This is a genomic window from Photorhabdus asymbiotica, from assembly GCF_003634575.1.
Lineage (GTDB): Bacteria > Pseudomonadota > Gammaproteobacteria > Enterobacterales > Enterobacteriaceae > Photorhabdus > Photorhabdus asymbiotica.
This window is the reverse complement of the sequence record NZ_RBLJ01000003.1, coordinates 535613-560497: the sequence shown is the minus strand read 5'-3', so window position 1 is coordinate 560497 and position 24885 is coordinate 535613. Positions and strand designations below refer to the sequence as shown.

The window sequence follows — 24885 nt, the reverse complement described above, 5'->3', positions numbered from 1 at the left end:
CCCCTTAGATATCGTCCTTTAGGACGATGGCCGGTATTCCGCTTCACTTTCTATAGTGTATTTATCACTAATGAAATTTACAAAAAATTCACAAATGAATAGTTGTTAACGTTATTTTTATGGCCAGAATAAGAGGGAAAATGATGAATATGTCAACGCGACTGACTTCGCATATTGAAAAGGGCGTGGTGGGATTTCCTACCACGCTTGCAAGTTCCGTCGGGGTAATTATGGCAAGCCCAGTTATTCTGACTGTAACAAGTGGTTTTGGTATTGGTGGTGATACTTTCGTACTGGCAATGCTGATTAGCTTTATCATGATGCAGGCTCAAGTGACAACTTTTTCTGAAGCGGCAGCTATTTTGCCGACATCTGGTTCTGTCTATGATTATATTTCTTGTGGAATGGGGCGGTTTTGGGCGATTACCGGCGCGCTTTCGGCTTATTTAATTGTCCATATTTTTGCTGGTACAGCAGAAACGATCCTGTCTGGCATTATGGCATTAGTTAATTTTGACAGCCTTAATACGGTGATGGAAAGTAATAATACTTCATGGATGGTTGGCGTTGGACTGGTTATTACTTTCGGATTACTGAATGCGTTGGGTATTGAAGCGTTTAGTAAAGTTGAAATTGTACTGACGTTCTGTATGTGGAGTACTTTGGTTATTTTCAGTATTTGTGGGTTATTGATGCCGTTTTCTGTGCCGCTGGAAAGTTGGTTTGGTGAGGGGCTTAATCTGAGCGATCCGCTAGGGGTATTGAGTCTGGTGGGTATGGCGATGTTTATGTTTGTTGGCTGTGAGCTGGTTACACCAATGGCACCTGAAATTAAAAATTCTGCCAAAGTGATTCCGCGGGCAATGATGACGGGGTTGTGTGGTGTGGCTTTCTGTATGGGATTATACGGGGCATCAATCAGTCATCAGGTAGAAAATGTGCTGGTTGATGTGGAAAATAATGTTCGTTTGTTGGAAACACCAATGGCAATCCCTGCGTTTGCTGGTCAGGTGATGGGAGATTTTGGTAAGTATTGGATTGGTATCGGGTTATTGCTGGCTGGGGCTGCAACGATTAATACCCTGATGGCTGCGGTACCTCGTATTCTTTACGGTATGGCATTGGATGGCGCATTGCCGCGTATTTTTGCTTATTTGCATCCACGTTTTAAAACACCAATATTTGGGATTTTGGTTGCGGTAATGATCCCCTGTTTACATGCTTTCATTATTCAAGGTGATTTGAATCGGATTATGCCTTTAGTACTGGCCGCCGTATGTGCCTGGTGTGTGGCTTATTTATTGGTGACGTGTTCCGTGATATTGCTGCGTATCCGCAGACCTGATTTGCATCGTGCCTATAAATCACCGTTTTTCCCATTGCCTCAGATTATCTCCAGTGTGGGTATTATTTTGGCGATTATTCACATCACACCTCCGGGAATGAATCCCGGTGATGTGTATATCCCATTCGCCATTATGTTGGGTCTGACAGCCAGTTATGCCCTGTTTTGGACGCTATGTGTACAACGTGTGAATCCGTTTAAACCAGTACCCGTTGAGCAGGTGCTTTCGCATACTTTTACTAAGGGTGAATTGTCGGAGGCGCAACTTGAGCCACTTCGTTCCCTTAATTAATGGTATTTGGCGGCGGTTGAATAAACCCCGTCATCCTTCGGGCTATCAGGCTGGTATGACTCTAAACTGGTTGCAACAGAATTTGTCACCTTACTGTTGTGAGCGTTTATCAGCAGAAAGTTTGCAAATTATGTTACCTGATGGGTTGCAGATTGAAGTTTATGAAAAGCCGAAGGCTCTGTTTCTGGCTTATATTGTCAGTTGTTGTTTTCGTTTGCAGGGAATCACTTCATTAAAGGAAAAAATAGTCATTAAAGCTAAAGTGAAAGGAATATTTCGGCGAAAGGCAGTGATTTATTACTGTTGTCATGGTGCAGAGTTTGGACAACCGATTATTGATTTACTCAATCAGTATCCATTGATTGGTGAGACGTTAGTAGAGCTGGATTTTCGGTATCTCACATTGAGTATTTATCAGGGACAATGGCAGCTTGAGGTGGAGCATTTTGCGGCTTCTGAGGTCGTCAGTCGATTACCGGCCAGTCGTCGTTATTTACGTCTGAGTCCTGAGCAGCGTCATTTGTTGCTCAGTACCTTGCTGATGTTTAGTCAGTTAATAGGAAAGTTGGATGAAAAAAACGTAAAATACGCATAATTCTTGTTTATTTTTAAATAAAAACCATCGATATTTATTTAGGAATCGGGGGCTATGTGAGTGAAATAGGTATTCAGATTGCGACAGAATTTCTTGCTGTATTTGAAATAAAGTAGTTACAAGCTGATCGATGTTTTCCAATCGTAGGTGAGAATATCTTTTCGTAGTAAATGTGGTGAAATCATTATGTCTGTGATGAATCATATGATTGTTTGTAAGATTACGGTAGGTATTACAGGTATTTAAGAAGATTTATTGAAATTTTTATCAAGTCATTGTTGCTTAATATATGTAAAATAATATCGGCAAGAAAGTTTAAATATTAATTATAGTATCATGACCTTACCATATAAAAGTCATTTATTTATCGGAATGACTACGAAGTTATATTGTTAAAAAGCTGTTGTAATATTTTAGTAATGCACAGATGTATCGAAAATATATTATTTTCAGTGAGAGTCATTTTCGTTGTATATTGGTTGTATGGAGTTAAGTACTCCTATTTTTTAGACCTTTGAAGATCGATTACCTAAAGTCAATCCCGTTTCGGAGGAAGTCATTAATGTCTAGAACAGGTGAGGAATATATTGAAAGCCTACGTGATGGAAGAACTATTTTTCTGAATGGAGAAAAGATCACTAATCACGTGGATCACCCTGCTTTTCGAAATGCAATCAGGACTGTAGCATCACTTTATGATTATCAGGCAGAACATGCCGATCGGATGACGTTTCAAATCCCTGGCGGTAAGCATGTTGGTTTAAGTTGGGAGCTTCCTGATACTCAAGAAAAATTGATTGCCAGAGGGGAGGCTGCGTATGCTTGGGCAATGCAGAGTTGTGGTTGGTTAGGCAGAAGTCCAGATCATGTTGCTTCTGCTCTTGCTGGAATGATCACTCATTTGGAAGTATTTGAGGAATACTCTAAGGACAGGGCCGAGGCGTTAAAAAACTACTATTTATATGCCCGTGATAAAGATATTTATTTGACTTTCACATTAGTTAATCCACAAGGTGATCGATCTAAAACGCCCAGTGAGCATGTAAAAAATGTATTTCATACCCTTCGGGTACTGGAGGAAAAACCGCAAGGAATCATTGTTCGCGGGGCAAAGATGTTAGGGACAGCCGCAGTCCTTGCAGAAGAAGTTTTTGTTGGTGTGTTCAATCCGCTTAAGGAATTTGTGGATGATCAATATGCTTTATCTTTTGCGTTGCCTTTGAATACTAAAGGAATAAAAACTCTTTCCAGAAAGTCCTATGAAATGGGAAGTAATAAATTTGATTCCCCTTTATCGCATCAATTTGACGAAAATGATGCTGTCGTTTATTTCGATGATGTTTTTGTTCCGTGGGAAAGAGTTTTTGTTTATAAAAATACGGGTATGTGTCGCAGACAATTTCAGGCAACTGCGGCTGATGTTTTAATGGATGTTCAAGGCATGGCCCGATATGCAGTTAAGCTGCATTTCTTATCGGGTTTGGCTCATCAGCTTACCGAAGCCATAGGCATCAATGAGTTTCCTGCTGTTCGTCAGTCATTAGCTGAGCTTGCTTGTCATGCCACTAATATGGAAGGGCTATTTCGTGGTTTGCTTCATAACCCGGTACGATGTAATGAATACTATATTCCCAGTCGATTACAACTATATGCTTGTCAGGTTGTGCTGCAATCAATTTATCCGAAGGTAATGGAGAATATTAGAAAACTTTCAGGTGGTGGTGTAATTATGCTACCGTCAAACTATGTTGACTTTGCAAACCCAGAAATCAGAGGCTTAATAGAAAAAACGCAATATTCAACCTTATTGGAACCTATTGAACGCGTGAAGCTGCTGAAATTAGTATGGGATGCCATTGGTTCTGAGTTCGCATCGCGTCATACTCAATATGAAATGTTCTATTCAGGAGCGCATTTTATGGCTTTGTCTCGTGTTTATGAACAATATGATTGGGATTTTGCTAAGAGTATGAGTAGAGGGATTTTAGATTCTATTGACATGAATTAAATTCTGTATTTAATTTCGCATGTAGTTAACGATCTATACTTTGAAGAAGCGGGATAGAATATATACCCAATAGATTTCAATTTTCAGTGCGGCGGCAAGTGAATGAATCCCCAGGAGCATAGATAACTATGTGACTGGGGTGAGTGAAAGCAGCAACTTGAAGGATGAAGGGTATATTGGTAATAATATTTGTTCTTATTATTAAGTACGGATTTGTTGCATGATTTTGCACGGGAAATGGTTGAAGATCCGTAGTTAAAAATATATAAAGAGAAGAAAATGAAAAAGAATATAGAGATATGTACTCTTATGGATTCTGTAAATGTATTTGTTTCTGAGAGTTATCAAATAAAATCCACAGAAAATTCGCAAGTAGTAACAGGGAATTTTAATTCACAGGGAATGGTTTGTATTGAATTTGATATTTCGGCTGAACATTATGTGCGTGGGACTGTATTTGGCATGCAAAAATTAGTGGTTCAGAAAGATGGGCAGCAACATATACGTACACTTTTTACTAATAGCCCGATAGATGCTCATCAATCAATTGCATTTACCGTTCCTCAAGCTGGAAAATACCGGCTAGTGGCTAAGGGTAAGGCAGGAGAACTATGGCAGTTTACACTATCATTTCCAGTTTATATTCCCAGAGATAATGATTACGGACAGCAGCCAGAAAGTCCGCGCTTAAAACAGTTACAAATTGAAGTGGCGGCAGGAAAAGGAACTGAGGCTTTCTGGCAGGAAATTACCTGTAATGGAGCGCCATTGTTCGAAGATTATGATAGTAAAAATAAACGAGTGACTTTCCTGTGGCGTGGAGCAAAAGCCAATGTTTTTATTTTTGGTGCACCGAGTCATGAGCATGATCCTATGTCACGTTTGGCAGGCACTGATGTCTGGTTTCGCAGTTATATCATTCCGTCAGATACTTTGATGCAATATAAATTAGCTCCAGATCTACCGCTAGTTGAAGGCGCTGTTGATGAGCAACGCAGGTCGATTCTGATTACAGCTCAGGCTGATCCATTGAATAAAAATGTGGTACCAGAGGTGTCGGAAGATGTGTTTAACCACGATTCATTGCTGGCGTTAAGGCCGGTTTTGTGTGACGTCGCACAATTAAAACAATTACCTTTTCAAGGTAATACTAAGGTTCATCAGTTTGAGAGTAAGATTCTGGGAAATTGTCGGGAAATTTCTATTTATCAACCAGTTATCCCAATGAAACAGCCTGCTATGTTGGTGCTGTTTGATGGGGTGATTTACCGTAAACAGTATTATATCGATAGATTTTTTGATTCCTTGATTGAAGCGGGCAAAATCCCACCAATGTATGTGGTGTTTGTTGATAGCCTGGATAATGTACGCAGGGGGCAAGAGCTACCACCCAATCCTGATTTTGCTGCATTTATGGCTAATGAGTTGATGCCGTGGCTGGCTACACAGGGTATTGAAGCGCCAGCAAGACATACTATCATCTCAGGTTCCAGTTATGGTGGGCTGGCATCTTCATGGGTTGCATTTAATCATCCTGAATTGTTCGGTAATGTCCTGAGTATGTCTGGTTCATATTGGTGGGCACCTAAGGGAGAAGCACCCGAATGGTTAATTCGTGAGTTTGCCAAAGCGGAGAAAAAACCGCTTCGTTTCTATTTACAAGCAGGGTTGCTTGAGGCTCGGGATGGATTAAAGAGCATTCTGCATAACAACCGTCATCTGAAAGAAACCTTATTGCAAAAAGGTTATCCGGTTGAATCCAGCGAAATTTCCAGTGGCCACAATTATATTGCATGGTGTGAGACGTTGTATTACGGAACAAAGTCATTAGTCGCAAGATGGTAAATTGGACGTATTTTTTTCACATAATTGTCACATAGTTTGTTTAGTATCCCTTTTAGTCGATAACGCTAGTTTTTACTCCGATTGCTTTTTAACAAGGAAATATACATGTCGCAAAAATATACAAAAAATTTGATGGCAGTCATGATCTCAGCCTTAATTTCAGGGGGCAGCCTACCGGTACTGGCGGTTGGTGATCAGGGGGCTAACCAAATTATGATGGAAGAGCGTGCGGTAAAAGGCAATATTACTGAATTTGGTGGTGCTCGCCGTATGACTCACAATCAGACTGAGGCATTGAAGGCTGCAATTAATAATAATAAAGCTAAAAATGTTATTTTGTTTATTGGTGATGGGATGGGCGATTCTGAAATTACTATCGCCCGTAACTATGCAGAGGGTGCCGGTGGATTTTTCAAAGGCATTGATGCTTTACCATTTACTGGACAATACACACACTATTCTCTCAATAAAGGGACCCATAAACCTAACTATGTGACTGATTCTGCGGCTTCTGCTACCGCTTGGGCTACTGGCATAAAAACCTATAATGGTGCATTGGCTGTTGATGTATTTGGTAAAGATCACCAAACTTTACTTGAGCTGGCAAAAGCGAATGGCAAAGGGACAGGCAATGTCACAACGGCTAGGGTGCAGGATGCTACACCGGCTGCACTGTATGCACATGTGACCGGCCGTGATTGTTATGGTCCGAAAGAGACGACAAAAGAATGCCCGACGAATGCGTTGGAAAATGGCGGGCGAGGTTCTATCACAGAACAGCTGTTAGTGGCTCGTGCTGATGTGACATTAGGTGGTGGTGCCAAGATTTTCACCCAGAAATCTGTTGCTGGAGATAGAAAAGGTAAAACGCTGGAAGAACAGGCCCTAGAACAGGGCTATCAGCTGGTAAGAGATGCTAAATCACTGGCATCAATTAACGAAGCAAATCAGAAAAAACCGCTATTGGGTCTGTTCCATGAAGGCAATATGGATATTGCCTGGGAAGGACCTAAAGCGGTTTATCACGGTAATATTGATAACCCTCCAGTGAGTTGTAAAGTGAACTCTAAACGGAATCCTAATGCGCCAACTTTGGCACAGATGACAGAGAAAGCTATCGATCTGTTGAAAGAAAATAAGAATGGTTTCTTCCTGCAAGTAGAAAGTGGCTCTATTGATAAGCAGGATCACAAAGCTAACCCTTGTGGGCAGATTGGTGAAACCGTTGTATTGGATGAAGCGGTTCAAGTTGGCTTGAAGTATGCGCGTGAGCACGGTGATACATTAGTGATTGTCACGGCTGATCATGCTCACTCTAGCCAGATTATTGAAGCGGGTGTGAAGTCTCCAGGACTGGCTCAAGCATTGGTTACCAAAGATGGTTCAGTGATGGCAGTGAGTTACAGTGATTCTGAGGGGGAAGAGCAAGAACATACAGGGGCTCAGCTCCGCGTTGCTGCTTATGGCCCTCAGGCAGCGAATGTTGTTGGTTTGACTGACCAGACAGATCTCTTTTTCACTATACGTAGTGCGATGGAATTAAAATGATTTTTGCCAGATCATGTTTTGAGTGGTGAAGATTGGGAGTAAGATTTTTTTATATCCTGCCCGTTAGTCAGATTTTTTGATTAGCGGGCAGACTTGTTTACAAGCCTTGTCGATGTTGGTAGCTGATGCTATAAAACAGATGCGTCTGTTGTTAATGAATAATCCGGTAGAGGTCAAGAAGCCGACGTACTGACCTTCTATCAGCAAGCCTTCAAATTCTAAATATCCTACAAAAAATCCGATAAATGAGGTTAACATCATTATGTCAGACATTCGCTTGTATATGCTGCAAACTGGCTCCATCAAATGTAAGGTTCACAATATTAAGATGAATCAGGGCAATGGTGCCAATTATGAAATTCCGATTCCGTTTTTTTTACTCACTCATCCTAAGGGCCATACATTGATTGACGGCGGCAATGCGGTTGAAACTGCAACCGATCCCGAAGGCTATTGGGGAACTATCACAAAAATTTACTGGCCGGTCATGCGTGAAGATGAAGGCTGTGTAGCGCAAGTGAAAAAATTGGGGATTGATCCCGCAGATATCCGCTATGTGGTGCAATCTCATCTTCATCTTGATCACACTGGCGCAATAGGACGCTTCCCTAATGCGACGCATATTGTACAACGACGTGAATATGAATACGCTTACACACCGGACTGGTTTGCTGCTGGTGGCTATATTCGCAGGGATTTTGATCGTCCTGGGCTGAAGTGGGAATTTCTGGACGGAGAACGCAATGATTTGTTTGATGTCTACGGAGACGGAATTTTAAAAACGGTATTTACTCCGGGGCATTCGCCGGGACACCAATCACTACTGGTTACTCTGCCGAACAGTGGCAGCCTGTTGTTAACAGTTGATGCTGCTTATACTCTCGATCATTGGGAAGAACGTGCATTGCCTGGGTTCCTCACATCCACCGTTGAAACTGTGCGTTCGGTGCAAAAGTTACGGCATTTAGCTGAACGTACAGATGCGATTGTGGTAACGGGACATGATCCGGATGTCTGGCCAACATTTCGTAAGGCACCGGAATATTACGACTAAATTCCGTAACGCAATAGAGGTAAGAAACAGTCAAAAAAATAGTCAGAAACCAGATACTTCTATTTAGCTCTGACACAATTAGCCTATTTTAAAATGGGCTAATTGTGTGCCTTTGGCAATGATTGATTGGCAATTAAACTGTCTAAATACCAATTTAATATTGATGTTATTCCTATTTCACGTAGAAATTTACTTAATTTATTTGACTAATTATTCTTGTGATTATTAATCTGTTTATAAGTAATGAATTAATATTAATTTATTGAAGAGGTGAGTATTTGATTTTCATGTGGAGTGAAGAGATAAGTGGTGATGATTTATAATTTTTTGTTTTAATAATGATCACAAAACTGACTCAGCAAGGCTTACATTTTTGGTGCGAGACTGATATTGTTAATTAAAAATGATTATAATGTTTAGATAATGAACTTCAAATAAATATTATATCAAGTAAAAGTTAGCAATTATTTCTATTGTAAAATCAATTATGGAAATAAATTTAATTGATTGAATTTATTATTCGTTCTAGTGCTTATGTTTGAGTATATTAATAATCTGAATGTCCTAATAAATAGCGGTTAAATCAGTATTGGTATGTTATTGTTTTTTTGGTAAAAATATATATAAAATGTTGCAGTGTGTAAATGAAAATAAAAAATATTATTTCGTTTAAAATAATAAATGGTAACCCGATCCGTATTTATTCTTAACCCCAACGAAAATAGGGTGTAATGCTATGAATATAATTGGTATTTCTGCAAATTTTCATGATTCTTCCTGTGCGTTGATCAGTGATGGTCAATTAGTAGCAGCTGCTTCAGAAGAGCGATTTTCTAGATTTAAAAATGATTCTAGATTGCCAGTTAGAGCTTTCAGGTATTGTTTAGAAGAGGGCGGGATAGATATTACTGATATTGATTGTGTCGCTTATTATGAAAATCCGTATAAAAAGTTATCCAGGCAACTCGCTTCCAATTTTAACTTTTCTGCTACCGATGGCCTTCCTTGGTTGGATTGTCACAAGCCATTTCGTGATATCACTGAAATATTAGGGTATGAGAAAGAGATTAAATTTTACGATCATCATATAGCTCATGCCGCCGGGAGTTACCTATTTTCTGGTTTCACCGACGCAGCTATATTAACTTCCGACGGTGTAGGTGAATGGGAAACATCGACTTTTGGATATGCGCACGGCGAGAGTATTAATTTATTCGAGAAAATCGAATATCCCAATTCAGTCGGTCTCTTTTATAGTACTATTACTAACTATCTGGGATTTAAAGTACTCAGCGGTGAATATAAAGTCATGGGATTGGCTCCTTATGGTAAGCCAATATATACCGATAAGTTACGAGAAATGTTCAGCATGGAGAATAAATTCAGTTTTAAACTGAATATGAAATTCTTTGACTTTAGCCAAATGAATCGAATGTATACGGATGCTTTTATCGATTTGATTGGTTTTCCTCCAAGAGAGCAAGAATCTGTGATGTTGCAACATCACATGGATTTAGCGAAAAGTTTGCAGGTTGTACTGGAAGAGATTCTCATCGCGCAAGTTTATAATTTGCGCGAAAAAGTTGATTCCATAAATTTATGCTTATCAGGCGGTGTGGCACTAAACTGTGTTGCTACCCATGCTATCCGTAGGACAGGTCTATTTAATAATATTTTTATTCCTCCGGCTGCTGGAGATTCTGGTTCTGCTTTGGGGGCAGCTGCGTTGGCCCATATTGAGATAATGGGAAAACGACACAGTGACGAGCCATTTACCAATCCTTATCTCGGTCCACAGTTTGATAATGAAAAAGTATTGGAGATGCTAACTTCAATGGAGATTGAAGCTTTGGATTTCCGGGAGGATAGAGAAAGTTTTGAGCAGACTATTGTTGAAATGCTGACCAATGGCAAAGTCATTGGCTGGTTTCAGGGGCGGATGGAATTTGGCCCGCGAGCTTTAGGAGCACGAAGTATTATTGCGGACCCAAGAGATCCTACTATGCGAGATCGGTTAAATGCCTTAGTTAAAAAAAGAGAAGGATTTAGACCATTTGCACCAGCTATTTTGGAAGAGGAAGCGGCAAGTCATATTGAATTATCAATCCCAACCCCATTTATGCTGGAAACTTGTCAGGTAACGTCAGATTTAAGTTTACCCGCAATTACTCATGTTGATGGTTCCTGTCGACCGCAAACAGTTACCGCTGATACGAATCCCAAATTTCATTCTTTACTGAAGGCGTTTTATAACGCGACGAATTGCCCAATATTAGTGAATACCTCTTTTAATGTTAGGGGAGAACCGATCGTTTGTACTCCACTCGATGCGATCAGGTGTTTCGGTAATTCAGGCATTGATGTTTTGGTATTGGAAGATTTTATTATTGATCGCTCTATGCTTTCGGAAACATTTTCTGAGATGGCAGCAAGAGAGTTTAGCCTTATTAAGCCATCAAATGATCTATTTACCGGGCAAGCTATAGAAGCTATTTATACTTTTATCTAGCATAAACTTAAGTGTTTAGGAAAAAATAATATGAATAAACCTAACGTCAATACTGAAAAGTTAGCAACGTTTCTTTCTGATAATAAAGAAGATGCTTTGGAAGTTATGCGATTAGCTCAAATCTATTTAATGAGTGAAGATCAAAACAATAACGATGCTAAATTTTTTAATAATATTCCTTCATGCAGTGAAAATATTGATGGATATACGGCTATCGGGACATGGCATCCAGCGAAAATTGATGGTGAAATTATTTTTGTCAGACGTGAGCAGTCTGATTCCATTTTCTGGGAAAGTTCACAGCAGCAGCTGACGGTGAATAAGGCAAAAAATGTGAAAAGGGTATGCCTTGTCGGTGAGTCTGTTGCGCTTGGCATGCTTTTCTCTCCTCATACTACGCCAGCCAAAACATTAGCGCATTTACTGAACCGGTATACTAATATCGAATGGGAAGTTATCGATCTTGCAAAAAGTTGCATGAATGCAGGGGGGCTATTGGAGACTTGTAAGGCAAGCTTACAATTACAACCGGATTATGTCGTTATCCTTGCGGGTAATAACTGGTTTTCAGATGTGTTATTTGAGCATAATCCACCGTTGGAAAGACGCAGAAATTATGCCAATGTACTTGCAAATTCAGGTCCTAATGGTATTGCGGTTGAATATAAGGAAAAGTTGGAAAAGAATACCGAAATATTGATAAGTAGAATAGATGAAATATCTAAGGAAAGCGGTACTGAATTTATTTTTGCTTTACCGGCAGTCAATTATGCAGATTGGGAGCGGAAAACGCCACTTCATTGGTTGGGTAATGGCAAAACCGCTGAATGGTATGAATTATATCGCCATGCATCACAAGCAATAATGAGTGGGCAGTATGTCGAGGCTTTAGAATTAGGTCTGAGCATGATCGATATTGATGGCGGAGCTGCGGCGACTTCTAACCGTATTGTAGCTAATAGCTTAATTGCGTTAAATCGAGCTGAAGAAGCTAAGCCATATTTAGACGCAGAATGTAGCTATGCGTTAATGTATGATCTTGTAACATCATTCCCAAATACTCCCTCATTTGTTAAAGAGCGTATTTTCCAACAAAGCGTTGGTATCAAAATTATCGATCTAGAATATTATTTCACTAAGTATTTGGGTACGAGTCTGTTAGATGATGCACTTTTTTTTGATTACTGCCATATGACACCAGAAGGTTTCAAAGTTGCGATGTCTTCTGTAGCAGAATGGTTAATTAATCATGGAAAAGATAAGCAAGATGTCAACTGGGAGGTTATGGCAAGAGAAGCCATTGATTTAAATGTATCTTCATATGATTTAGCTGTTTCTTATTTTTATACTGCTTTATACAACAGTCATATTAATCGACCGATTGATGAAGTCGCGGAAAGAAGGCGAGTAGTTAAGTTATTCGATAAAGCTGTTCAACACTCGGCTGAAATACTGGATATTATGGAGCTTTATGTTAAAGCCAGAAGTTGTGAGAAAGGCGCAGGATTTAGTCTAAGTCGAGCAGGACAAAAGCTACTTGAACTTGTCAATTCTCCACACGATTTTTATATTGCTCAAACATCACCAGGCACAGATGCGCAAACGATTGACGCAATTTGTGAAATACTTAATAAGTACGGTCGCCATGGTCATGTATTGAAAGAATATTATCAAAAGAGTTATATCGACCAACTTAAATACGGCGTGGATTTGACTGAACCTCAATATATTGAGCGAGCTAGTGCGGTTATTAGAGTTTCTATAGATCCTGAAGTCAATACGCGAAGAAGCGTTCCATATTTTAAATCATGGTGGCCAACATCATCATTTACGCTGATCACTAGTGGTAATCGTGATCTCAATATGGCAATTACCAGCAGAGTTAAGAAATATATCGAAGAAAGTAAAGTTAGGATTCTAATTAACGGTGAATTGCTTGAAGAAATGGCGCCATCATCGGAATGGTCTCGTCGCCAATTCATTATTCCAGGTTCTCTTACTAAACCGGGATTCAATACAATTACTTTTGAGTGGCCTAAATTAGCACAGGATGAAGAAGAGGAAGTATTGAATATATCATCCCGATATAATAAAGGTTTAAAGACTGAAATATTTCCAGTTTTTGGTGAATTATTTTCGCTGAGAGTGTCTTATTCAGAATAAATAGGTTTTATAATATCGTCTAATTTACCATCCATTTTATATACCCAATAAATTTCGAGTGGCAGCCAACAAAGAGGCAACTTGAAAGATAACGGGTATAAATTTAATTTATAAAATGGATGGTAATGCTTTGGGGCTATGTTGTCATTAATGTTAACGGCCAGAGACTGTGCATAAATTTGTGTCATTACCATCTGATCAAAGAGGATCAACTGGGTTGTACTTCGTACTTTTTTGTATATGATATTGGTAATCATTATCATTCGTATTAGGGCGAGTTATGATAAGAGCTAAAGAAAGACAAAGATCTCTTTTCTGGCAGGGTATGACCAGCTTGTGGGGAGTGGGTTTATCCAGTCTGGCGGGAATGCTATTTATAATAGTTAATCCTGGAGTCGAGCAGTTCAAAATAGGTGTAGTAATCGCAATGTTGCTAACTTTATTGATGCTATTGAATCAGAGGTCACGTCATTTCCTGTTAATACCATCAGGATTTGCTGTGTTATGTGCCTTGTTGGCTGGAGTACATCGGTTTGGTTGCTTTTGATGCTTTACAGAAGAAAAACAGAGAAGTGAATTGATACGGAAAATGAACAGATTGGTGCGAAAGGAGGGACTTGAACCCTCACGTCCGTAAGGACACTAACACCTGAAGCTAGCGCGTCTACCAATTCCGCCACCCTCGCAGGTACTGTTATCTTCTGTTGCTGAATCTCATCAGCAGTTGTCTGATTTGGTGCGAAGGGGGGGACTTGAACCCCCACGTCCGTAAGGACACTAACACCTGAAGCTAGCGCGTCTACCAATTCCGCCACCCTCGCAAATTCAGACACTATCAACCTCGATTGAAAGAGCAACCTTGATTGAAAGTACGGTGGCGGATTCTAGAGGTTTTTTAGCAGACGTCAATCATTATTTATTATATACCCGTTATCTTTCAAGTTGCCTCTTTGTTGGCTGTACTCGCTCGCCCCGGTCACATAGTTCGCTATGCTCCCGGGGATTCACTTCCTTGCCGTCGCGATGCATCTTGAAATCCGTAGGGTATAGCGTTGCATGATTGTCGTAAAAATCATCGTCATTTACTGTTTTGTTATCAAAGATAACCTGTCCTTGGATTAAGGACAGGGTAGGTAAGTTAGGATCTTTTGATTGCCTTGATTGCCTGATAAACTTTGAATTTCCCCGTCTGAGCAATGACTTCATGAGTGCCAAAAGTTTTATCCAGTAAATCGGGATAAGGCAGGAAGGCATTAGCAACAATCCGTAGCTTACCTCCGGGTTTGAGGTAGCTGGGCGCTTGGCGGATCAAATCATCGGCTGCCAGTAAACTGGTTCTTAATCCTTCATGGAAGGGGGGATTAGAGATAATCCAGTCGAATTTATCTTCAATATTGGAATAAACATTGCTGACAACAACTTTACCTTCCAGCTTATTGGCTTTTAAAGTTGCTTTACTGGAGGCAATAGCTGCTGAGTTAACATCACTCAGAGTAAGTGCTAACTCAGGATTCTTTTTACCTAATACGGCAGCCAGGACGCCAGCACCACATGCGATATCCAGTAAATTGCCAGAGAGAGGTTTGTCAAAGGTAGAAAGTAATAAACGGCTGCCAACATCCAGTTCATTTTGGCTAAATACGCCAGGTAAAGTATTCACTATGGTGTTTTCCACTTGATAACTATTCCACCAGTTATCCTGTTCAAACAGCACCTCATGTTCTAATTGGCCGTAAAAGAGGCTACAACGACGGGCACTGTCGATTTTTTGGAAAGTAGCCATGCCGTCCATCAGTTTGTCGACACTACGTACTCCGCTACGGTTTTCACCGACAATGAAGATATTGATACCTTTTGGCAAAACAGAGAACAGGCTGCGTAATTGAAAGCGAGCTTCTTGCTTACTTTTAGGCCAGTAATAGATCAGGGTGTCACAACCTTGGGTAAATGCTTTTTCGGCTACCAGACCGAACCAGGCATTATCACCCAGAGTACGGATCAGTGATTGCCAGTGATGATATTGGTTAGTGTGCACTCGCACACTGGCAGCATCAATTTGGGTTGCCAGTGTGTCTTGAATATCACCGGCGAACAGTAAGTGATGAGAGCAAAATTGCTCACGGTGACGCAAAATAACTTCACTAGCGGGGGTTAACGCAGACATTTGTCTATAAGCTCCTTCATACTTCTGTGCTCAAGTGTCAGGGAATGATAAATCTAAAACCCAATATTGGCGCGGATAGTGGCCTCTGATAACATATTACTGTTATTTTTTACAGCAGGTGAATAGATATGGTAACCCGGCGCGACAGGTTATTAGCTCAATTGGGGATTACCCAATGGACCTTACGTAACCCTGCGGTTTTACAAGGTGAATTGGCTGTTCACCTACCTGATGCCACCCGTCTGTTAATTATTACCAATGACCACATTGATTTAACTAATTCATTATTAATAGATATTTTTACAGCTATGGGGCTGAATAAATCCTCTGTTTACTGCATTACATCGGACAATGTTACGATGTTACCGGAACAGGTTAAGTGCCCATGTTGGCTGCTGGGCGTAGATATTACACTATCATGGCAAGGAATTTCTTTGAGAAGCCCTGCATTAAATGATTTATATTGTGATGGACAGGCAAAACGTTCTCTTTGGCAGCAGATTTCTCAATATGAACAACATTTCTCTATTAACTCCCGCTGATCTCCCGTCTGCTTTTCTGGTTGAGAAAGCCAGTCATGCATTCCCGTGGAATGAAAAAACGTTTTTCAGTAATCAGGGCGAGCGGTATTTGAATTATAAAATAGAAATTAATGAACAACTTATTGGCTTTGCTATCGTCCAGTTGGTATTAGATGAAGCAACATTATTCAATATTGCTGTTCATCCTGACTATCAGGGGAAAGGTTACGGTAAAGCATTACTGGAGTATTTAATATCCGTTCTGCCTGGTAAAGGAATGAATACCTTATGGCTTGAAGTAAGACGATCGAACCATTCCGCTATCCGATTGTATGAACAGCTAGGCTTTAATCAAGTCTCGGTGCGTAAGAATTACTATCCTACTGCAACAGGTAAAGAAGATGCCATTATTATGGCATTGCCGTTATTTTCTGATTGGTGCAATGAAATTGATTGATTGTTTATAGCACCAATTTCAGCGAAAATAAGCGCCAATTTTTTTATTCATCCATGGGTTTGGAAACTGTTTTCCTGGTGGGGAAGCGCCTGATGTTGAGTACAAGCCCGTATACAAAGCAGAAGATTCTATAGATGTCAAATTCCCCTTTTCAGCAAGAAGTCGCTAAACGGCGAACTTTTGCAATTATTTCTCACCCTGATGCAGGGAAGACTACCATCACTGAAAAAGTGTTGTTGTTCGGACAGGCGATTCAGAAAGCGGGTACGGTGAAAGGTCGCGGTTCAAATCAGCACGCGAAATCTGACTGGATGGAGATGGAAAAACAACGTGGTATTTCCATTACGACTTCGGTGATGCAGTTTCCTTACCAGGATTGCTTGGTTAATTTGCTTGATACACCAGGACATGAAGATTTCTCCGAAGATACTTACCGGACACTGACGGCTGTTGACTGTTGCTTGATGGTCATTGATGCCGCAAAAGGGGTTGAGGATCGTACACGTAAATTGATGGAAGTGACCCGTTTGCGTGATACCCCGATTCTAACGTTCATGAACAAGCTTGACCGCGATATCCGTGATCCCATGGAACTGATGGATGAAGTGGAAAATGAATTGAATATTGCTTGTTGCCCAATCACTTGGCCGATTGGGTGCGGTAAGTCTTTTAAAGGGGTTTATCATCTTTATCTTGATGAAACGTACCTCTATCAGACTGGACAAGGGCACACTATTCAGGAAGTCCGTGCTATCAAAGGGCTGAATAATCCTGAATTGGAGGTTGCGATTGGTGAAGATCTGGCTGAGCAATTGCGTCAGGAACTGGAATTAGTGCAGGGCGCTTCCCATGAATTTGATCATCAGGCATTTTTGCAAGGTGAACTGACACCTGTATTTTTCGGTACTGCATTGGGTAACTTTGGTGTTAACCATATGCTGGATGGTTTGGTTAAATGGGCACCTGCACCAATGCCTCGTCAGACCGATGTCCGCGCAGTTTCTGCTCAAGAAGATAAATTTACCGGATTTATTTTTAAGATTCAGGCCAATATGGACCCAAAACACCGCGACCGTGTGGCTTTCTTGCGTGTGGTGTCAGGTAAATATGAAAAAGGCATGAAGTTGCATCAGGTAAGAATTAAGAAAGATGTTGTTATTTCTGATGCGCTGACATTTATGGCAGGTGACCGTTCTCATGTTGATCATGCTTACCCTGGCGATATTATCGGCTTGCATAACCATGGCACAATCCAGATTGGCGATACCTTTACCCAAGGGGAAGATCTGAAATTTACGGGTATTCCTAACTTTGCGCCAGAATTATTCCGTCGCATTCGCCTGCGTGATCCTCTAAAACAGAAGCAATTATTGAAAGGGTTGGTTCAATTATCTGAAGAAGGTGCGGTACAGGTATTTCGTCCTCTGATGAACAATGACTTAATTGTAGGGGCTGTGGGTGTTCTACAGTTTGATGTTGTTGTTGCTCGTCTAAAAAGCGAATACAACGTTGAAGCTTTATATGAACCAGTAAATGTTTCGACTGCGCGTTGGGTTGAATGCCATGACGCTAAAAAATTGGAAGAGTTTAAACGTAAGAATGAACAGAACCTGGCGCTCGATGGTGGTGACAATTTAACCTATATTGCACCAACCATGGTCAATCTGAATCTTACTGGTGAACGTTACCCTGATGTTAATTTTCGTAAGACACGAGAGCATTAATATTTATAAGGCTAACAATAGGTTAGCCTTTTTCTTTACAAAAATATATGTAACACAAGAATAATTTATAATTTAGTCGGCAATATTCGTCTTATTTTATAGCGCTTTGCTTTATTTTCCTGTTATTATTTCCCGGTCTTTACTGTATCGGTGTTTTTATTTTCCAATTTAGCTTAGCTGTTGGAAGTAATAAGCCGTTTTTAGTTCTAATACGAATTGTCATTTTGTTTAGATTACGTTTAGATTACTTTGTACAAAGACAGTTTGAATGGCTTTATAGATTCAGAAATCTGACCGACAGAAGGAAGGTATAAGATGAAGAATGTTAAATTGACTCACTCGTTGATGGCTGTTGTTTTAGGTACAGCCTTGGTCAGTGGTAATGTGCTGGCGGAAGAGTCTTTTAAAAATAAAGCGACACAAGCATTTGACAGTGCTGGTCAAAAAATTGATGATTCAATGAAAAGTGTTGATGGCTATGTGGGAGATAGTGCGACCACTGCAAAAATTAAAAGTGAGCTGTTGGCAGAAAGGGGTATCAGCAGTAATGACATCTCTGTAAAAACAGAAAAAGGAGTTGTTTATATTTCTGGTTTTGTGAAAAGTGAGGAACAATCCAGGAAAATTTTAGCTGTTATCGCTAAAATGAAAGGGGTCAAATCTATTCAAAATGGTTTAACCATAAAAAAATAATATATTTCTTTGTCTTGGGTGGTTGCTTCCCATCCAACAAATTTTAGTTGTACTAACAAGATATGCGCCCTCACCAGGGGTCTTTCATCAAAATATTGACTGCTTAGCACCATAATATAATGACGGATAATAACTCCCCAAGTTATGCTCTCTATCCGTCATTTATTTTCTTGGGGGCTGTGTGGGGAAACGTATACCGATAACTTTGGGAAATATTGATTTATTATCCTATAAATATAAATCGCCTGTTAAATTTGGAAAAATTGCGCTTGTTTGTGAAGGGGGAGGGCAACGCGGTATTTTTACCGCCGGTGTGCTGGATGAATTTATGCGCGTTGAATTTAACCCGTTTGATCTGTTACTTGGTACTTCGGCAGGGGCTCAGAACCTTTCAGCTTATATCTGTGGACAACGTGGATATGCTCGGCGGGCTATCAGTCGCTATACAACAAATCCTGCTTTCTTCAATCCTCTGCGTTTTGTTCGTGGTGGTCACTTAGTTGATTTAGACTGGTTTGTAGACACGGCGTCTAAAGAGCTTCCGTTGGATATTCCGGCAGCTTTACGCAAATTTGAGGCTGGCTGTGAATTTTATATGTGTGCGTGTCGTGCAGATAATTTTGAACCTACCTATTTTCATCCTGATGAGAAAAACTGGCTGCAAGTGATTAAGGCATCAAGTGCAATTCCTGGGTTTTATCGCAACGGTGTCACTATCAATGGCGTTGTTTATTATGATGGTGGTATCAGCGATGCCATTCCGGTGGAAGAAGCTTATCGCCGTGGAGCCGATACCATAGTGGTGATCCGCACAGTTCCTTCCCAGCTCTATTACACGCCTGATTGGGTGAAACGGATGGAACACTGGTTGGGGGATAGTAGCCTGCAAAAGATGGTGCGGATGTTACAACAACATGCGAAAAGCTACTACCGCACTCAAAAATTTATTGAGAATCCACCTGATGATGTGCAGATTTTTGAAATCTATCCGCCTGCTCCATTAGCTGCTAGCGCATTAGGTAGCCGTTTGCCTGCACTAAATAAGGATTATCATCTTGGTCGTCGTTGTGGTCGCTATTTTCTAGCAACAGTTGGTCACGCGTTTGTGGATAATAAGTTCGGTATTGCTGAGCGTAAAAATTATAATTTGAACCGTAACTTTTTACACCAGAGTGTAAAAAGTGGCGATTCGGTTAAGCCATCGGCTACGTTAGTCGAGTCACCAGAACAGCAGATTAATAACGGATAGCTTCATGTTTATTGATACCCATTGCCATTTTGATTTTCCACCATTTTGTGATGACGAACGGCAGAGTTTGCAACAGGCAGCTCAGGTTGGTGTGGATAAAATTATTGTACCTGCTGTCAGTGGGCAAAATTTGCAACGGGTATTTGAACTAGCTCGTAATTATTCAGAGATCTATGCAGGGCTGGGCTTGCATCCTCTTTATATCAACGAACATCAGGAATCACATCTTGCAGATCTGGAACGATTATTGAAGCAAAAAAATGAAAAATTGGTGGCTGTCGGAGAGATTGGCCTCGATCTCTATATGGCTGAACCTCAGTTTGCAGTGCAGGAAAGATTACTGTGTGCTCAATTGCGGTTAGCAAAACAGTATGAATTACCGGTTATGCTTCATTCTAGAAAAAGTCATGATCAACTGGCGGCGATCCTGAGAAAAATTAATCTTCCTCGTACCGGAGTCGTTCACGGATTTGCCGGGAGTTTATCTCAGGCGGAGGCTTTTGTAGGTTTGGGATATTACATCGGGGTAGGAGGAACTATTACGTATGAAAGAGCACAGAAAACGCGTCATGTAGTCGCTGAATTGCCTCTAACTTCTCTGGTTTTGGAAACAGATGCACCCGATATGCCGCTTTCCGGGTTTCAAGGTGAGCCTAACCGACCGGAAAGAATTGCTGGGGTTTTTACTTCGTTATGTGAACTTCGTCGTGAATCCCCTGATGAAATTGCTCGCCAGCTCTATAATAATGGTATGGAATTATTTGGGTTAAATTGTTGAGTGGAACATCATAAAACTTTAACTACGCTTACCTGATAATCATCTCTTGATTGTTTTTTATTTCGCCATCTTATCGATCAAATTATCTTATTGCAGATTATCTCTGTAATTTTTTGTGATGCCGATCACGTTTTTTGTTTTTTCATTGCTTTTTTCAGTAGGTATTTGTGATGTAGGTTGCTGGTTCATTCCGATGACTGAGTATAATCAGCGCCGACTTAGCGTCAGTGAACGATTTACATTCAACTGACATATTTAATTTATTATTAAGTGAACAGGGATTCTTCCAATGCAACTCTTTATGAGCCTGGTCGGGATGGTAGTGCTGATCTTGATCGCAGTACTTTTTTCCAGTAACTATCGCGCTATTAAACTTCGTACTGTCCTTGGTGCCTTTTTGATTCAGATCGCTATCGGTGCTTTTGTACTTTACGTTCCCGCGGGTAAGAAAATATTAGTGGGTATGTCTGAGGGAGTTTCCAGTGTTATCCAATATGGTCAGAAAGGAATGGATTTTATTTTTGGAGGGTTAGTTTCCCCCAGAATGCTTGAACTATTTGGTGGTGATGGTTTTGTTTTCGCCTTGCGTGTACTGCCTATTATTGTTTTCTTCTCTTCATTGATTGCTGTTCTGTACTACATTGGTCTCATGCAGCTCGTTATCAAAATATTGGGTGGTGGCCTGCAAAAAGTTCTCGGAACTTCACGTACAGAATCCTTATCTGCGACAGCCAACATTTTCGTGGGTCAAACTGAGGCACCGTTGGTTGTTCGTCCTTATATTGCGACGATGACCCAGTCTGAATTATTTGCGGTTATGTGTGGTGGCTTGGCATCCGTTGCGGGTTCGGTGTTGGCTGGCTATGCATCAATGGGCGTATCTTTGGATTATTTGATTGCGGCGTCCTTTATGGCGGCACCAGGTGGCTTGTTGTTCGCTAAACTGATAGTGCCTGAGACTGAAAAAACCTGCGATACCGTTGATGCAATGTCACTGGTTGCGGAAGAAGACCGCCCTGCTAACATCATTGATGCAGCCGCTTCTGGCGCTGCAGCTGGGATGCAATTAGCTCTGAACGTTGGTGCAATGTTGTTGGCGTTTGTTGCCTTGATTGCGTTGGTCAACGGTATTCTAGGTGGCATCGGTGCGTGGTGGGATTACCCACAACTTTCTCTTGAATTGGTGCTGGGCTGGATTTGTGCGCCAATTGCTTACCTGATTGGTGTTCCATGGGATGAAGCAACAGTTGCAGGTTCATTCATCGGCCAAAAACTGGTTGTGAATGAATTCGTTGCCTTTATGAACTTTGGTGCCTATTTGAAACCGGATGATGTGGTTGCCGCGTCTGGTTTGCAGGTTCTGTCAGGGCATACCAAAGCAATCATCTCCTTTGCGCTGTGTGGTTTTGCTAACCTTTCTTCCGTGGCTATTCTGTTGGGTGGTTTGGGCGGTATGGCGCCAAGCCGTCGCGGAGATGTTGCTCGTATGGGTATGAAAGCTGTTATAGCGGGCACATTATCTAACCTGATGAGTGCAACCATTGCCGGATTCTTCCTGGCTCTGTAGCTTTATTGCAATATGCAGGTGGGATAATCCCGCCTGCTATCAATTTTCCTGCCGGTTTATCCGATGCGCCGTAAAACCCCGTCCTTTTGCGACAGCCTCTTTAGGGCGGGGAGGATGTCAACTTCATTAAATATTGCAGAGTGTGGGTTCCTTCTATGATAGGAAAAACTCCTTTGCATCGGGAACATTCGACCTGATCCCCTTTACCTGCAATGGAAATACCATTGTAAGTATATTGGTCAATGGCGGTAATCACTTTACCGCTATGATCTGTTGTATCACCCAGCAGGATAACAGCCTTTGACATTAAAGTTCTCCATTGTTTTACCATCAGAAAATAATATCGTTGCCCTTAAATCTCAGTAATTAACGGCAGCAATCCCAGATTGAGCAACTGAATTTCAACATCGTTGGATTTATCAATATCATCCTGATTTTCACCATCAAAAATCCCTTTTTTGGTGATAATTAATGTGCCAATTTGCTGATCGTTTTGATAAATGGGAAGTATTTCTTCTGCCATAGGAAGACAGGATTGATCAATTATTCTGGGTTGGTAAAGCATCCAGCCGACACTGAGACGATCAGGGAAAACCTGTTTATTCTGTAATGTATATTCGTTGGTTTCAACTTGAATATAGGGGAAATCACGACTGTTCACTAGATATTTGACAAGTTCAACTAACCGGGAAATATTAAGCTGGTTGCTGTCAATTTTTAGGTTCAGTTCTAACTTGACCCAGTTAGGGCCTCTAGTAGATAGTTTATTATAACTAATACTACTAGCTATCTCATCTTGTTCTCCATCCCACATATCTTCGATGAGTGACGGAAAATCTTTTTTATAAGATTTTTCAAAATAACTCACTGTTTTTTCCGTTGGACCTTGTTCATCAAACACAACATGTTTTAATGCCTCTTTTCGGGAGTAACCAGTTAAGTACCATGTTTTTTTCTTTTCAAAAAATATATCTATTTGTCGTGTAATAAAATACAAATCCATTAACGCTGAATTTACAGTAATAGTTTCCTGTTGTTCATAACGCACATTGATTTCTATACGAATTATAGCCATATTTACCTCGAATTAAACTGTTATCATTAAATCGGAACAGGGTGTGTAATGAACACTAATATTTTTATGTTCAATAAATAGTGCCTTAAAATATTTATAACTTATGGGTTGTAAAAAATGCCATTCCACATGAGGCATATTATCTAATGCATTACAGACTGTTTGGTGTCTCTCAGCCTGTTTTTTTCCTGATTTTGCCCCCTTCCACCAACTTTTAGGTTTTCCCTTACTATCAAAAAACTGGTCATACCGAGCCTTAGCCTCAAGAAATAAACAACGCTTAGGCTGCCAGCCATCAAACGTCACTTTCAGACACTGAAACTCCTGAATTATTTGTGCCACCGGGTCATACCGGGTTTTGGCAATAAATCGCTGGTAGTTAATGGTAATGGCGCTCCAGCGATTGACCTTGCGATATTTTTCACTTGTCACCGGAATAGCCAGACATTCTTCGCACGCTTTCTGCTTTTCTGTACTTTCACATTCTTCTGTTTTGGTCGTTGCTTGTGTTTGAACCGCAGAGGCATCAACCGGACCATCATCCAAATCATCATCTTCCCAAAAATCGGCGTGGGCTTCTGCGCTCCAGACAATATTGCGATCTTGATCCGTGATTTCAGGGCTTATTACAAAATCCGTTTTCTGATGCCGAATAATGTTGTCATCTTCTTCTACTGAACTCTTTTTTCCTGCTTCCATCACACCAACTGCAATTAATACTCCGGTGCAGGCAGTAATAACGTATTCAGCAGCACTTACAGCAACCGGGGCCAGTAAAGGTATATACCCTTCATCTTTCAAGTTGCTGCTTTGTTGGCTGCTTTCACTTACCCCAGTCACATAGTTATCTATGCTCCTGGGGATGCGCTCATTTGCCGCCGCGCTGCAACTTGAAATCTATTGGGTATAGGCATATTAACTCCTCCTATTTATCTTATTTTTTGCAATATGAATCTTTAAACCAGAGGTTTAAATGTTGCGAATAAAACTCTCATTAACTGACAAACGTAAGTTTATGCTGACGGGCAATTAATCTTGCCCCGCATGCTGTTTGCATTCCTTCAAGTGCAATGGATTTTCCCTGATATTGCAGGGAGTCAGCACCTTCAATAATAGGAAAAACTCCTTTGCATCGGGAACATTCGACCTGATCCCCTTTACCTGCAATGGAAATACCATTGTAAGTATATTGGTCAATGGCGGTAATCACTTTACCGCTATGATCTGTTGTATCACCCAGCAGGATAACAGCCTTTGACATTAAAGTTCTCTATTGTTTTACCATTAGAAAAATAATA

The 24885-nt window shown here is 40.6% G+C and carries 21 protein-coding genes and 2 tRNA genes; 16 read left to right on the top strand and 7 right to left on the bottom strand.

Annotation, left to right across the window (positions count from 1 at the left end; genetic code table 11):
* Nucleotides 1-143 precede the first annotated feature (143 nt).
* The 9 genes from BDD30_RS14760 (at nucleotide 144) to BDD30_RS14710 (ending at nucleotide 13906) form a co-directional block, all read left to right on the top strand.
* Complete coding sequence (locus tag BDD30_RS14760; protein WP_041381507.1) at nucleotides 144-1637, top strand: APC family permease; 1494 nt, start codon at nucleotides 144-146, stop codon at nucleotides 1635-1637.
* Nucleotides 1612-2232: a DUF3156 family protein gene (locus tag BDD30_RS14755; RefSeq protein ID WP_041381508.1), complete on the top strand. Its 621-nt coding sequence runs from the start codon at nucleotides 1612-1614 to the stop codon at nucleotides 2230-2232. Before BDD30_RS14760 ends, BDD30_RS14755 begins: the two co-directional genes overlap by 26 nt.
* Nucleotides 2233-2794: 562 nt before the next feature.
* Complete coding sequence (locus tag BDD30_RS14750; protein WP_012776669.1) at nucleotides 2795-4240, top strand: 4-hydroxyphenylacetate 3-hydroxylase family protein; 1446 nt, start codon at nucleotides 2795-2797, stop codon at nucleotides 4238-4240.
* Between the two features lie 279 nt (nucleotides 4241-4519).
* Nucleotides 4520-6085, top strand: a complete 1566-nt coding sequence (locus BDD30_RS14745; RefSeq protein ID WP_012776670.1) for an alpha/beta hydrolase-fold protein — start codon at nucleotides 4520-4522, stop codon at nucleotides 6083-6085.
* Nucleotides 6086-6190: 105 nt separating this feature from the next.
* The gene (gene phoA, locus BDD30_RS14740; RefSeq protein ID WP_012776671.1) at nucleotides 6191-7633 is read left to right on the top strand and encodes an alkaline phosphatase; all 1443 of its coding nucleotides are present in this window, start codon (nucleotides 6191-6193) and stop codon (nucleotides 7631-7633) included.
* Nucleotides 7634-7895: 262 nt separating this feature from the next.
* Nucleotides 7896-8687, top strand: coding sequence for an AttM family quorum-quenching N-acyl homoserine lactonase (gene attM / locus BDD30_RS14730; RefSeq protein WP_197535149.1), 792 nt, complete (start codon nucleotides 7896-7898; stop codon nucleotides 8685-8687).
* A 736-nt stretch (nucleotides 8688-9423) separates the two neighbouring features.
* Nucleotides 9424-11196 carry a carbamoyltransferase family protein gene (locus BDD30_RS14725; RefSeq protein WP_012776673.1) on the top strand — a complete coding sequence of 591 codons (1773 nt, stop codon included), beginning with the start codon at nucleotides 9424-9426 and terminating at the stop codon, nucleotides 11194-11196.
* A gap of 30 nt (nucleotides 11197-11226) precedes the next feature.
* Nucleotides 11227-13359 carry an SGNH/GDSL hydrolase family protein gene (locus tag BDD30_RS14720; protein ID WP_041381509.1) on the top strand — a complete coding sequence of 711 codons (2133 nt, stop codon included), beginning with the start codon at nucleotides 11227-11229 and terminating at the stop codon, nucleotides 13357-13359.
* A gap of 280 nt (nucleotides 13360-13639) precedes the next feature.
* Nucleotides 13640-13906 (top strand): DUF1435 family protein, encoded by a 267-nt coding sequence (locus BDD30_RS14710; RefSeq protein WP_012776676.1) that lies wholly within the window; start codon nucleotides 13640-13642, stop codon nucleotides 13904-13906.
* A 52-nt stretch (nucleotides 13907-13958) separates the two neighbouring features.
* Here the strand turns inward: BDD30_RS14710 and BDD30_RS14705 are convergent.
* The 3 genes from BDD30_RS14705 to rsmC all read right to left on the bottom strand — a co-directional run bounded on the left by BDD30_RS14705 (nucleotide 13959) and on the right by rsmC (nucleotide 15523).
* Nucleotides 13959-14045 (bottom strand) — tRNA-Leu (locus BDD30_RS14705).
* A gap of 48 nt (nucleotides 14046-14093) precedes the next feature.
* A tRNA-Leu gene (locus BDD30_RS14700) sits at nucleotides 14094-14180 on the bottom strand.
* A 317-nt stretch (nucleotides 14181-14497) separates the two neighbouring features.
* Nucleotides 14498-15523, bottom strand: coding sequence for a 16S rRNA (guanine(1207)-N(2))-methyltransferase RsmC (rsmC, locus tag BDD30_RS14695; protein ID WP_012776677.1), 1026 nt, complete (start codon nucleotides 15521-15523; stop codon nucleotides 14498-14500).
* Nucleotides 15524-15651: 128 nt separating this feature from the next.
* Here rsmC and BDD30_RS14690 point away from each other — a divergent pair, with 128 nt between their 5' ends.
* From BDD30_RS14690 to BDD30_RS14660, 7 genes are all read left to right on the top strand, one after another.
* The gene (locus BDD30_RS14690) at nucleotides 15652-16065 is read left to right on the top strand and encodes a DNA polymerase III subunit psi (protein ID WP_012776678.1); all 414 of its coding nucleotides are present in this window, start codon (nucleotides 15652-15654) and stop codon (nucleotides 16063-16065) included.
* On the top strand, nucleotides 16034-16501 hold the full coding sequence (gene rimI / locus BDD30_RS14685; protein ID WP_012776679.1) for a ribosomal protein S18-alanine N-acetyltransferase: 468 nt from the start codon (nucleotides 16034-16036) through the stop codon (nucleotides 16499-16501). Before BDD30_RS14690 ends, rimI begins: the two co-directional genes overlap by 32 nt.
* Before the next feature lie 134 nt (nucleotides 16502-16635).
* Nucleotides 16636-18225 carry a peptide chain release factor 3 gene (prfC, locus tag BDD30_RS14680; RefSeq protein WP_012776680.1) on the top strand — a complete coding sequence of 530 codons (1590 nt, stop codon included), beginning with the start codon at nucleotides 16636-16638 and terminating at the stop codon, nucleotides 18223-18225.
* A gap of 315 nt (nucleotides 18226-18540) precedes the next feature.
* Entirely contained in the window at nucleotides 18541-18918 is a 378-nt protein-coding gene (locus BDD30_RS14675; RefSeq protein WP_012776681.1) for a BON domain-containing protein, read from the top strand.
* A 181-nt stretch (nucleotides 18919-19099) separates the two neighbouring features.
* On the top strand, nucleotides 19100-20167 hold the full coding sequence (locus BDD30_RS14670) for a patatin-like phospholipase family protein (RefSeq protein ID WP_012776682.1): 1068 nt from the start codon (nucleotides 19100-19102) through the stop codon (nucleotides 20165-20167).
* Nucleotides 20168-20171: 4 nt separating this feature from the next.
* A complete protein-coding gene (locus tag BDD30_RS14665) occupies nucleotides 20172-20945 on the top strand; it encodes a metal-dependent hydrolase (RefSeq protein ID WP_012776683.1) in 774 nt (257 codons plus the stop codon).
* Between the two features lie 301 nt (nucleotides 20946-21246).
* The gene (locus BDD30_RS14660) at nucleotides 21247-22512 is read left to right on the top strand and encodes a NupC/NupG family nucleoside CNT transporter (RefSeq protein ID WP_197535161.1); all 1266 of its coding nucleotides are present in this window, start codon (nucleotides 21247-21249) and stop codon (nucleotides 22510-22512) included.
* Nucleotides 22513-22612: 100 nt separating this feature from the next.
* Here BDD30_RS14660 and BDD30_RS14655 read toward each other — a convergent pair whose 3' ends face one another.
* The 4 genes from BDD30_RS14655 to BDD30_RS14640 form a co-directional block, all read right to left on the bottom strand.
* Nucleotides 22613-22819 (bottom strand): PAAR domain-containing protein, encoded by a 207-nt coding sequence (locus BDD30_RS14655; RefSeq protein WP_231849180.1) that lies wholly within the window; start codon nucleotides 22817-22819, stop codon nucleotides 22613-22615.
* A 45-nt stretch (nucleotides 22820-22864) separates the two neighbouring features.
* The gene (locus BDD30_RS14650) at nucleotides 22865-23587 is read right to left on the bottom strand and encodes an Imm52 family immunity protein (protein ID WP_012776686.1); all 723 of its coding nucleotides are present in this window, start codon (nucleotides 23585-23587) and stop codon (nucleotides 22865-22867) included.
* A 12-nt stretch (nucleotides 23588-23599) separates the two neighbouring features.
* On the bottom strand, nucleotides 23600-24427 hold the full coding sequence (locus BDD30_RS14645; RefSeq protein ID WP_049795181.1) for a restriction endonuclease fold toxin 5 domain-containing protein: 828 nt from the start codon (nucleotides 24425-24427) through the stop codon (nucleotides 23600-23602).
* 154 nt (nucleotides 24428-24581) lie between these two features.
* Complete coding sequence (locus BDD30_RS14640) at nucleotides 24582-24848, bottom strand: PAAR domain-containing protein (protein ID WP_012776688.1); 267 nt, start codon at nucleotides 24846-24848, stop codon at nucleotides 24582-24584.
* Nucleotides 24849-24885: the final 37 nt, after the last annotated feature.